This is a genomic window from Streptomyces sp. Je 1-369 (assembly GCF_026810505.1).
Classification (GTDB): Bacteria; Actinomycetota; Actinomycetes; order Streptomycetales; family Streptomycetaceae; genus Streptomyces.
Genome location: NZ_CP101750.1, coordinates 1,285,664 through 1,296,313, shown reverse-complemented (window position 1 = coordinate 1,296,313; position 10,650 = coordinate 1,285,664). Strand labels below are relative to the sequence as shown.

Here is a 10,650-nt window from a genome sequence, read left to right as displayed (position 1 = left end):
GGACGAACTCGCGATGGACAACGAAGAGTTCTCGCTGCCCCGGTCGCGGGCGGCGAACGAACGGCTGCACGCCATGATCCCCGGCGGCGCGCACACGTACGCCAAGGGCGACGACCAGTACCCCGAGAACCTGGCCCCGGTCATCAGCCACGGCCGGGGCGCCCACGTGTGGGACGTCGACGGCAACCGCTACATCGAGTACGGCTCCGGCCTGCGCTCGGTCAGCCTCGGCCACGCCCACCCCCGCGTCACCGAAGCCGTGCGGAAGGAGATCGACCGCGGCAGCAACTTCGTGCGGCCCTCCATCGTCGAGGCCGACGCCGCCGAACGCTTCCTCGCGACCGTGCCGACCGCCGAGATGGTGAAGTTCGCGAAGAACGGCTCCGACGCGACCACCGCCGCCGTGCGCCTCGCCCGCGCCGTCACCGGACGGCAGCGGGTGGCGATCTGCGGCGACCACCCGTTCTTCTCCGTCGACGACTGGTTCATCGGCACCACACCGATGTCCGCCGGCATCCCGGAGTCGACCAACGCGCTCACGGTGGCGTTCCCGTACGGGGATCTGGCCGCCACCGACGACCTGCTCACCCGGTACCGGGACGAGGTCGCCTGTCTGATCCTGGAGCCCGCCGCCCATGCCGAGCCCCCGCCCGGCTACCTCGCGGGCCTGCGCGAACTGGCCCACCGGCACGGCTGCGTCCTGGTATTCGACGAGATGATCACCGGCTTCCGCTGGTCCGAGGCGGGCGCCCAGGGCCTGTACGGCGTCACCCCCGACCTCTCCACGTTCGGCAAGGCGCTGGGCAACGGGTTCGCCGTCTCCGCGCTGGCCGGGCGCCGCGAGGTGATGGAGCGGGGCGGCCTGCGGCACGCCGAGGAGCGGGTGTTCCTGCTCTCCACCACGCACGGCGCGGAGACGCACTCCCTCGCGGCCGCCATGGCGGTGCAGACCGTGTACGTGGAGGAGGGCATCACGGCCCGGCTGCACGCCCTCGGCGAGCAGCTGGCCGCCGGGGTGCGGGACGCCGCGGCGAGCATGGGCGTCGGTGACCACGTCGTCGTCCGGGGCCGGGCCAGCAACCTGGTCTTCGCCACGCTCGACGGGAACGGGCAGCCGTCGCAGGAGTACCGCACCCTGTTCCTGCGCCGCCTCCTCGCGGGCGGCGTGCTCGCCCCGTCGTTCGTGGTGAGCAGCGCGCTCGACGACGCGGACATCGAACGCACCGTCGACGTGGTGGCCCAGGCCTGCGCGGTCTACCGGAAGGCGCTGGACGCGGGCGACCCCACGCCGTGGCTGGCCGGACGCCCGGTGAAGCCGGTCTTCCGCCCCCTGGCCTGACGTCAGATGTGCGTGGACGGCCGGGGGTCCGCGACCCGGTCGACCAGCCACGCCGTCACCGGGACCACCGCCAGGGCGGTGCACCAGCCGCCGAGGACGTCGGTCGGGTAGTGCGCGCTCAGCGCCACCTGCGCCCAGCCCATGGTGGCGCCCGCCACCAGCGCCGCCCCGAGCACGAGTGACAGACCGGCCGTCCTGCCGAGGCCCAGGCGGCCGGTCGCGACGAGTGCCACCGCGACCGCGAGTGCCGTGGCGAACGCGGTGTGCCCGCTCGGGTAGGACAGGTTGTCGTCGCCGTGAATGGTGCGTCCCACCACGGACTTGACGAGCGTCGTCGCCACCACGGCCAGCGCGGCTCCGACGACCACGAGCACCGCCCCGCGCCGGTGCCGCAGCAGCAGACAGCCCGCCACCGCCGCCACGACCAGCAGCGCCGCCCCGACGGGCTCACCCCAGAAGTCCGTGGCCAGGGCGACGCTCCGCCACGGCCCGCCCACACTGTCCGCCGTCGGGTCGATGAACCACCTGTCGACGCGTCCGGCCTCGCTGTGTCCCGCGTACTGGACTCCGACGACGACGACCGCCGCCGCGGCGAGGGCCGCGATCAGCCCGAGCCACGCGCGCAGCACGGCGGGCAGGGACGTGGAAGTCGTCGGGCGGCCGGTCACAGGCCCTTCCGTGGCAAGGCGGTCCACCTTCCCCTCCCGTCAGGGCCGTTGACGCGGATCGTCCCGCCACCCTAACCAACTTCCCCTCCTCATCCGTCAGTTCGATGCGGGAAAGGCCTGTTCGGTCCAGATGGTCTTGCCGGAGCGGGTGTACCGCGTGCCCCACCGCTGGACGAGCTGCGCGACGATGAACAGGCCGCGCCCGCCCTCGTCCTCCTCGGTGCTGTGGCGCAGGTGCGGTGAGGTGTGGCCGGTGTCGGCGACCTCGCACAGGAGGGTGCGATCACGGATGAGGCGTACCTGGATGGGACCTCCGCCGTAGCGGACCGCGTTGGTCACCAGCTCGCTGACGACGAGTTCGGTGGCGAACGACAGCTCCTCCAGACCCCACGCGTGCAGCTGCCGGGTGGCGAGCTCACGCGCCCGCCCCGGCGCCACCGGCTCGGCGGGCAGCTCCCACTCGTTGACCTGTGAGGCGTCGAGCTCGCGGGTGCGGACGAGCAGCAGCGCGGTGTCGTCGGCCGTCGAACCGCTCGGCAGGAGCTCCGCCACGGCCCGGTCGCAGAGCTCTTCGAGCGACGCGGCACGGTCGCCGAGAACCCGTCCCAGGGTGTCGAGCCCGTGGTCGATGTCGCGGTCACGGGCCTCGACCAGACCGTCGGTGAAGAGGGCGAGCAGGCTGCCCACGGGGAGCTCGATCTCCATGGACTCGAACGGCAGGCCGCCGAGGCCCAGGGGCGGCCCGGCCGGCAGCTCCGGGAAGGTGACCCGGCCCTCCGGGTCGACGACCGCGGGCGGCAGATGCCCGGCCCTGGCCATGACGCAGCGCCGCGAGACCGGATCGTAGACCGCGTAGAGACAGGTCGCCCCGGTCGTCACGTCGGCGTAGTCCCCGCCGGCCGCCCCCGCCACGCCCCACTGCTCCTCCGCCGACTGCGCCACCAGGTCGTCGAGCCGCGCGAGCACCTCCACGGGGTCCATGTCCAGCTGGGCGAACGCCCGTACGGTCGTCCGCAGCCGCCCCATGGTGGCCGCCGCCTGCAACCCGTGGCCGACGACGTCCCCGACCACGAGCCCGACCCGGGTCCCGGACAGCGGGATGACGTCGAACCAGTCGCCGCCGACCCCCGTCACGTCGTCCGTGGGCAGGTAGCGGTGGGCGAGGTCGACCGCGGACTGTTCGGGCAGCTGCTGGGGGAGCAACTGCCGCTGGAGGGCGAGGGAGGCGGTGCGCTCCCGGGTGAAGCGGCGGGCGTTCTCGATGGACACGGCCGCGCGGGCGACGAGTTCGTCGGCCAGCGCCACCTCGCCGCCGTCGAAGGCGGCCGCACCCGTGCCGCGCAGGAACGTGACGACGCCGAGCACGCTGTTCCCGGCCCGCAGCGGTACGACGAGCTCGGACTCGTCGAGCACGAGCCCGCCGGAGGACAGGCTGCGGTCCTGCGGAGAACCGGCCGGATACCGCACGGGGGAGGGGCCACCGGGACCGTCGGCCCTGACGGACTGTCCGTCCGGGCAGCAGCGGGCGACCCGCACCAGCGACGCCGCAGCCGCGCCGCTGGTGGCCGGCACCTCGCCATCGAGCACCGCCTGCGCCAGGTCGACGGTGACCTCGGCGGCGAACTCCGGCACCGCCACCTCGGTGATCTTCTCGGCGGTGACCTTCACGTCGAGGGCGCCCCCGACTCCGCGGCCCGCCTCGACGAGCAGGGCGAGACGCCGCTGGGCCTTGTAGCGGTCGGAGATGTCGAAGGCGTCCTCGCACACGCCGAGCACGTGTCCGTCGGCGTCCTGGAGCCGGTAGTAGGCGCAGGACCACAGGTGTTCCGTGTCCGGGTCGCTGGGCGGGCGGCCCTGGAAGTGCAGGTCGAGGAAGGGTTCGCCGGTGTCGAGGACGTGCCGCATGACCGCGTCGAGCGTGGGCGGATGCCCTCGGGTCACGAACTTCCCTTCGGAGTACAGCTCGTCGGCGCGCAGCCCGCGGAACTCGGCGAACGGGCGGCCTATCTCCCGTTCGTACGCCGTGTTGCACCAGGTCAGCCGCAGATCGGTGTCGTAGATGCCGAGGCCGACGGGGGACTGGGTGGCCAGCCCGTGCAGCAGGGCGAGACGGGCTTCCCACTGCCGGAGCGCCTTGAGTTCCGCCGCGACGAGGACGCGCACGGCCGGTCCTTCGCCCGGCAGGGTGCACACCCCGGTGGCGACGACCAGCTCGTGCCCGTCACGGTGGCGGGCGGCGCGGATCTCGTTCCCCTGGAACTGGAGCGGCGGGCCGGAGGACGTCCCGCCCGGCGCCAGAAACGTGGCCACCGGCCGCCCCACGATGTCGTGCGGCGCGTAACCGAGGAGGCGCTGAGCGGCCGGGCTCCACCCGATGACCGTGTCCTGGGCGTCGATGACCACCGTGGCGGCCCTGGTGACGTCGAGGGGACCACGGAAGTCGGCCTGCTCACGGTTGCCTGCCGTCATGGCGCCACACCAGCCCCGTTCATCTTCCAAAGAATCCGCTGTCCGCGGGGCGGGCACAACCGCGGTACGCCCAGTCAGCGGAGGACCGGCGCCGCCGCCGCTCCTGGTCTCTCGCCCGGGCCCTCCCCGCGGCCCGGTACCAGGAGGCGGCCACGACGACGGCGAGCGCGACTTCGACCAGGTCGCCGCCGTAGTACATGAGCTGGGACCCGGTGTGCAGATCCGCGGGAGTGAAGAAGGTGCCGGGCGGTGGCGTCGCGTACAGGGTCTTGGCGAGTACGGCATGCGCGGCGCCCGCGGCCAGCAGGGTCGCGCCGCGCACGCCGAGGCCCCAGCGGCGCCGCACGGGGTCGAGCCGGCAGACGGCGAAGGCGAACAGCAGCCCGGCGGCCAGTACGTGCGCGTGCACCACGCCGTGCAGCCACGGCTCGTGCCGCATGCCCGCGAACAGCCGCGTGCGGTACAGCACCCACAGCCCGCCCACGTCGAGCAGCGCCGCCAGCGGGGGAAAGACCAGCCAGCCGACGGGACGGCAATGGGCGAGCCCCAGCAGCCCGCGGCGCGCGGCGCCGGGCGCCAGGGCGCGCAGGGCGAGGGTGAGGGGGCGGGCCAGGACGAGCAGCAGCGGAGCGGCCATGCCGAGGAGGAGGTGACGGCCCATGTGCGCGGTGAACGGCCCGCCTGGCAGCGGCCCCACCGCGGCTTGGACGACGCCCGCGGCTCCGGCGACGAACGAGACGTCGCGCCACGGGGACCAGGCGTCCCCGCGCCTCCGCAGCCGACGCGCCGCGCACACATAGCCACCGGCCACGATCACCGCACCCACTACGGCGATCAGCTCCCCGGCGCCCGCCCCCGTCCCGGCACCGTGCTGACCGTGCGCGAACGTCACGACAGGGACCTCGCCCCACTCTGACGCACCGCACGGAAGGCCAGCACCCCACCGACGATCAGCAGCACGAGCCCGGCGAGGTTCCACGCCCAGTCGTACGGCGTGACGTCGACGCCGTAGCGGACCTGGTGCAGGCGCAGCAGCTTGTGGTCCACGATGCCGTCGAACACCTGGAAGGCGCCCGCTCCCAGGAAGAGTCCGGCCCGGGCGTGGGCCGGGGCGAGCGCACGGCGACGGCGCAGATCCGCGTACAGGAAGAACCCGGCGACCAGGGCGAGCAGTTCGGCGGTGTGCAGCAGTCCGTCCGACAGCAGCCCTGTACCGAGGGTGGATCGGTCGTAGAAGTGGTGCCAGTGCAGGATCTGGTGGAAGACGATCTCATCGAGCGCCGCCGTGACCGCCGCCCCGATCACTCCGCACACCACCATCGACCTGCGCGGATCGCTCCCCGTCCCGGGGGCCGTGTGCGGACGGGCCGAAGCGCTCATGGGGCTGCCTTCCTGAGGTGCGGTATCGGTCTGCTGCCGGGTACGCCTACCCGCGCGCACCGTTCGTGCGCAGGATCAGGGCGCAATCGGGTCCATGTGGCTGTGGATGTGGGTGAGCCGCCGCATTCGTGGAACCCGCGAGGCCTGAGGCGTCCGGCGGTGCCGGCGGGACGCGCCCGAACGCAGGACGGAGCAATGCGATGTCGATCGATCTCGCCGGATTCCTCGGGGTCGTACTGCTGGCCTATCTCGTGCCGGGCCCGGACTTCCTGGTGATCGTGCGGGCGGCCGCGCGGGACGCGTCCCTGGGACGCGCGGCGGCGCTGGGCGCCCAGACAGGTCTGTGCGTACACATGTGCGCGGCGGCCCTGGGTCTTTCGGTGATCGCCACGAGGTCCGCGCTGGCCTTCACGGTCATCAAGCTGGCGGGGGCGGCGTATCTCGTCTACCTGGGGGTGCGGGCGCTGCGGGACGCACGCAAGGCCGACGTCCCGGCCCCGAAGCCCACGACAGCGGCCGACGGCCGCCGGAGCAGCTTCACGCAGGGCTTTCTCAGCAACGTGCTCAACCCGAAGGCGGCTCTGTTCTTCCTCAGCGTCCTGCCGCAGTTCGTCGACCGGGGCGGCTCCCTGACGCGGCAGATCTTCCTGCTCGGCGCGGTCGACGTCGTCATCGGCGTCGTCTACTGGCTGGCCCTCGTCCGCGTCGCCGTCCGCCTGCGCACGGCCCTGGACCGCCCGGCCTGGCGACGGCGCTGGGAGCGGGTGACCGGCGGGGTGTTCATCGCGGTGGGCGTGGGGGTGGCGGTGGTGGAATGACGTCCCCTCGACCGCCCGATGGTCTAGACCGACTGCTAGCGTCTGGCGCACGAGTGGCGCGACGGATGTGGCGCCCGGGGCGAGAGGGGACAAGACGTGGTCGTCGGCAGGCAGGCGGGGCGGGCGTACATCGGATCCTTCACCGCGGCCGGGGGGCCGGGTGTGCTCACCGCGGCCGTCGCGCCGGACAGCGGTGCGCTGACCGTTCTCGGCGCCACGGACGCGGTCGCCGACCCGTCCTATCTCGCTCTCTCTGCCGACGGGCAGACCCTTTACGCGGTCAGTGAGACCTCCGACGGCGGTGTCGCCGCGTTCCGCACCGCGGGGGACAGGGCCGAGCTCACGGGGCCGCCCGTGCCGGTCGGGTCGGCGCCGACCCACCTGGCCCTGTACGACGGGCACGTGCTCACCGCCAACTACCGGTCGGGCAGCGTGACCGCGGTGCAGGTGCGGGCCGACGGGACCCTCGCCCCGACGCCGTCGAGCGAGCTCCGGCACACCGGCTCGGGACCGCACCCGCAGCGTCAGCAGAGTCCGCACGCGCATCAGGTCCTCGCCGACCCGAGCGGACGCTGGGCGGTCAGCGTCGACCTCGGCACGGACTCCGTGCGGGTCTGCGCGTTCGGCGAGAGCGGGCTGACCCTGCACCGCGAGGTGGCGCTGCGTCCGGGATCCGGACCGCGGCACCTCGTGTTCCACCCGCGCGGCGACCGCGCGTACATCCTGAACGAGCTCAGCCCCACCCTCACCGTCTGCGCCTGGGACGCCGCCGACGGCTCCCTCAAGCCGCTCGGCGAGCTGCCGATCCTGGCGGAGGCACCGGAGGGCGACACCTACCCCTCGGAGGTCGTGATCGCGCCCGACGGGCGGTTCCTGTGGACCGCCACGCGGGGCCCGGACGTCATCTCGGTGATCGCGCTCGACGGTACGGGCGACGTGCCGAGCCTGACGGCGATCGTGCCGTGCGGCGGGAAGTGGCCGCGCGACCTGGCGATCGACCCGGCGGGCCGGCACCTGTACGCGGCCAACGAGCGCTCCGGGGATGTCACCTGGTTCGTGATCGACCAGGAGACGGGCATCCCGAGCCGCACGGGTTCCGTCGCGGCGCCCGCGGCCTCCTGCGTGGTCTTCGGCTGACGGTCACGGCACGGTACGCCGATGGGCCCGCCCCCACATCGGGGCGGGCCCATCGGCGTACGTACGTACGGCTCCGCTTCAGTGCGCCGGTGCACCCGAGGGCTGCTGCGGCGTGATGCCGAGCGCCGTCGTGTACTTGGCGAGCGCCAGCTTGCCGATCGCCGGGTAGGCGCCGATCGGCTCGGCGACGGAGAGGCCCGCCTCCTTCGCGGCCGCCTCCAGCAGGGCGCTGTCGAGCTCCGGGCCGATCAGGTACGGCGCGAGGGCCAGCTGCGTCGAGCCAGAGCCGCGCAGCTGCTCGGCGGTCGCGGCGATGGCCCCCTCCTCGTCGAGCGCGGCGGCCATCACCGGCACCGCGAGGCGCGCGGCGAGCAGCATGCCGGTGATCCCGGCGGCCTGCACGGCCTCCTCGCCGCCGACGGTGGCCAGCACGATGCCGTCCGCTGCCGTCGCCACGGTGAACAGGCGGGCGCGGTCGGCGCGGGCGAGACCGGCCTCGGAGAGGCGCACGTGCAGGGCCTCGGCGAGCAGCGGGTGCGGGCCGAGGACATCCGTCAGCTCGGCGGCGGCACGGCTGTCCATGACGGCCTGGCGGAAGCGGCGCATCAGCGCGCTGTCGGGGCCCGCGAGCAGCGGCACGACGACGGCGACGGGGCCCTCGGGGTCGGCCACCTCGGCGCCCGCGGCGCGCGCACGCTCGACGCGGGCGGTGCGCTCGGCGGCCGTGTGCGCGAGCACGGAGTGCAGCGAGGGGAACTCGGGGAACGAGGTGACGGTGGCGTCTTCCGCACCGTCCAGGTAACCGATTCTGGCGTCGAGACCGGGCAGCTCGGAGCGGGCGATGCTCAGGACTTCCTCGGCAAGGCTGCGCATGGTGGTGCTGGGGGCGCCCGGCACGGCGATGACAAGTGCGGGCGCGCCCTCAGGAGCCGCGACGGGCTCCGGACGGCGGTGCCGGCCCGGCTGACGGGGGCGCGGCATTCGTACTGGCAGGCCGGATGCGGGCCCAGTGGGGGAGCTCATGCGCCCGCATGCTACTGGCTTGCGGGCCAGCCCTGTTCGGGGAGGGTGCAGGTGGGCGGTATAAGTCCGTTTTTGTCTGATGAATTACGTAGAGGTCAACTGTCACCTTGTTCATGGTCATCCGTGTCGTGTACTTCATGGTCACCCGTGTCGTGGACCGAGAGCATGCGCGGGTCGAGCGGCAGGCGCAACCGACCCCCGGCGATATCCGCCGCTATGCGCAGTGCGCCGTCGAGCGGGTCACCGGCCGCGGGGACCGGCCGCGCGTGCGGCAGTTGGTCCGCGAGTTCGGCGCGCAGGGGCGCGAGCAGTGGTTCGCCCAGGTGGAACAGACCGCCCGTGAAGGCGACTTCGCATGCGTCCGCGGCGGGGCAGACGGCGGCCGCGGACTCGGCGATGTGGCGGGCCGCGGCCCGCAGGATGCCGTCCGCCACCGGGTCGTCCGCGGCGCACTCCGCGACGTCGGGCGCGAAGGAGGCGAGGACCGCGGGCCGGTCGGCGCGCGGATAGAGCTGCCCCGGGAGTCCGGCCGGTGGACCGAATACCGCTTCGGCGCGTGCGAGGAGCGCCCGCGAGCCGCCGCGTCTGCCGTCGTGCGCCCGCATCGCCGCTTCGAGCCCGGCGCGGCCGATCCAGGCACCGCCGCCGCAGTCGCCGAGGAGGTGCCCCCAGCCGTCGGCGCGGCGCCAGGCGGTGAGGTCGGTACCGATCGCGATCATGCCGGTGCCCGCGGCGACGACGGCGCCGGGGCGGTCGCCGAGCGCCCCCGCGTACGCGGTGACGGCGTCGGCGGCCAGCGCCGTGCTGCGTACGCCCAGCGTCCGGCCGAGCGCGGCGGGCAGCGCCGCGCGGAGGTCGTCACCGAGGGTCGCCATGCCCGCGGCGCCGACCGCGACGGCCGCGATCCGGCCGCCGCCCGCCTGCTCCAGCAAGCCCCGCGCCATGGGCAGCAGTTGCTCTGTGAAGTGCCCGGCGTCGATGCCGCGCGGGCCCGTGCGCACCGGCTTCGCGGAGCGGACGGGCTCGGGACGGCGCAGGCCCTGCCGCACGTGCAGGGCCGCCCGCAGCCCCGAACCACCCGAATCGACCCCCAGCACGCACTCCGCGGGCTCCTCCGGGGTCACGGCAGCCGCCAGTCCACCGGCTGCGCTCCCTGCTGGACCAGCAGGTCGTTGGCCCGGCTGAAGGGGCGCGAGCCGAAGAAGCCTCGGTCCGCCGACATGGGGGAGGGGTGCGAGGACTCCACCGAGGGCAACTGCCCGAGCAGCGGCCGCAGGTTGCGCGCGTCGCGGCCCCACAGGATCGACACCAGCGGCTTGCCGCGCGCCGCGAGCGCCCGTATGGCCTGTTCCGTGACCTCCTCCCAGCCCTTGCCCCGGTGCGCGGCGGGTTTGCGCGGTGCGGTGGTGAGTGCCCTGTTGAGCAGCAGGACGCCCTGTTGCGTCCAGGGCGTGAGGTCGCCGTTGGTCGGCGCGGGCAGGCCCAGGTCGCTGTTCAGCTCGCGGTAGATGTTGATGAGGCTGCCGGGCAGCGGCCGCACCTCGGGCGCGACCGAGAACGACAGGCCCACCGCGTGACCGGGCGTGGGGTAGGGGTCCTGGCCGACGATCAGGACGCGGACGTCGTCGAAGGGCTGCTGGAAGGCGCGCAGGACGTTCGCCCCCGACGGGAGATAGGTGCGTCCCGCGGCGATCTCCGCGCGCAGGAAGTCCCCCATCGAGGCGATCCGTTCGGTCACCGGTTCCAGGGCCGCGGCCCAGCCGGTCTCGACGATTTCATGCAAGGGTCGTGGTGCCACGGCGTCACCCTACTGCCG

10 protein-coding genes are annotated in these 10,650 nt (G+C 73.8%); 3 read left to right on the top strand and 7 right to left on the bottom strand.

Annotation, left to right across the window (positions count from 1 at the left end; all coding sequences use genetic code 11):
* Positions 1 to 13: 13 nt before the first annotated feature.
* Positions 14 to 1,339, top strand: coding sequence for a glutamate-1-semialdehyde 2,1-aminomutase (locus NOO62_RS05970; protein WP_268775483.1), 1,326 nt, complete (start codon positions 14 to 16; stop codon positions 1,337 to 1,339).
* A gap of 2 nt (positions 1,340 to 1,341) precedes the next feature.
* Here the strand turns inward: NOO62_RS05970 and NOO62_RS05965 are convergent, their stop codons facing one another.
* The 4 genes from NOO62_RS05965 to NOO62_RS05950 form a co-directional block, all read right to left on the bottom strand.
* Positions 1,342 to 2,034, bottom strand: a complete 693-nt coding sequence (locus tag NOO62_RS05965) for a phosphatase PAP2 family protein (protein WP_414930768.1) — start codon at positions 2,032 to 2,034, stop codon at positions 1,342 to 1,344.
* Positions 2,035 to 2,103: 69 nt separating this feature from the next.
* The gene (locus NOO62_RS05960; protein ID WP_268769860.1) at positions 2,104 to 4,476 is read right to left on the bottom strand and encodes a SpoIIE family protein phosphatase; all 2,373 of its coding nucleotides are present in this window, start codon (positions 4,474 to 4,476) and stop codon (positions 2,104 to 2,106) included.
* A 19-nt stretch (positions 4,477 to 4,495) separates the two neighbouring features.
* Positions 4,496 to 5,368: a cytochrome c oxidase assembly protein gene (locus tag NOO62_RS05955; RefSeq protein ID WP_268769859.1), complete on the bottom strand. Its 873-nt coding sequence runs from the start codon at positions 5,366 to 5,368 to the stop codon at positions 4,496 to 4,498.
* Positions 5,365 to 5,856: a DUF2243 domain-containing protein gene (locus tag NOO62_RS05950; RefSeq protein ID WP_268769858.1), complete on the bottom strand. Its 492-nt coding sequence runs from the start codon at positions 5,854 to 5,856 to the stop codon at positions 5,365 to 5,367. The genes NOO62_RS05955 and NOO62_RS05950 overlap by 4 nt, the downstream gene beginning before the upstream one ends.
* 200 nt (positions 5,857 to 6,056) lie before the next feature.
* On the opposite strand from NOO62_RS05950, the gene NOO62_RS05945 reads away from it, so the two are divergent.
* Both NOO62_RS05945 and NOO62_RS05940 read left to right on the top strand, forming a co-directional pair.
* A complete protein-coding gene (locus NOO62_RS05945; protein ID WP_268769857.1) occupies positions 6,057 to 6,674 on the top strand; it encodes a LysE family translocator in 618 nt (205 codons plus the stop codon).
* Between the two features lie 96 nt (positions 6,675 to 6,770).
* Entirely contained in the window at positions 6,771 to 7,811 is a 1,041-nt protein-coding gene (locus NOO62_RS05940; RefSeq protein WP_268769856.1) for a lactonase family protein, read from the top strand.
* 78 nt (positions 7,812 to 7,889) lie between these two features.
* On the opposite strand, the gene NOO62_RS05935 is transcribed toward NOO62_RS05940, so the two are convergent.
* The 3 genes from NOO62_RS05935 to NOO62_RS05925 all read right to left on the bottom strand — a co-directional run bounded on the left by NOO62_RS05935 (position 7,890) and on the right by NOO62_RS05925 (position 10,632).
* Positions 7,890 to 8,834 carry a sirohydrochlorin chelatase gene (locus NOO62_RS05935; RefSeq protein ID WP_268769855.1) on the bottom strand — a complete coding sequence of 315 codons (945 nt, stop codon included), beginning with the start codon at positions 8,832 to 8,834 and terminating at the stop codon, positions 7,890 to 7,892.
* 95 nt (positions 8,835 to 8,929) lie between these two features.
* The gene (locus NOO62_RS05930; RefSeq protein ID WP_268769854.1) at positions 8,930 to 9,958 is read right to left on the bottom strand and encodes an N-acetylglucosamine kinase; all 1,029 of its coding nucleotides are present in this window, start codon (positions 9,956 to 9,958) and stop codon (positions 8,930 to 8,932) included.
* Positions 9,955 to 10,632: a uracil-DNA glycosylase gene (locus NOO62_RS05925; RefSeq protein ID WP_268769853.1), complete on the bottom strand. Its 678-nt coding sequence runs from the start codon at positions 10,630 to 10,632 to the stop codon at positions 9,955 to 9,957. The genes NOO62_RS05930 and NOO62_RS05925 overlap by 4 nt, the downstream gene beginning before the upstream one ends.
* Positions 10,633 to 10,650: the final 18 nt, after the last annotated feature.

Bases quoted from the DNA above. Each gene is read 5' to 3' on its own strand.
- NOO62_RS05970 (WP_268775483.1), top strand. From the start codon at position 14: ATGGACAACGAAGAGTTCTCGCTGCCCCGGTCGCGGGCGGCGAACGAA.
- NOO62_RS05960 (WP_268769860.1), bottom strand. From the start codon at position 4,476: ATGACGGCAGGCAACCGTGAGCAGGCCGACTTCCGTGGTCCCCTCGAC.
- NOO62_RS05950 (WP_268769858.1), bottom strand. From the start codon at position 5,856: ATGAGCGCTTCGGCCCGTCCGCACACGGCCCCCGGGACGGGGAGCGAT.
- NOO62_RS05945 (WP_268769857.1), top strand. From the start codon at position 6,057: ATGTCGATCGATCTCGCCGGATTCCTCGGGGTCGTACTGCTGGCCTAT.
- NOO62_RS05935 (WP_268769855.1), bottom strand. From the start codon at position 8,834: ATGAGCTCCCCCACTGGGCCCGCATCCGGCCTGCCAGTACGAATGCCG.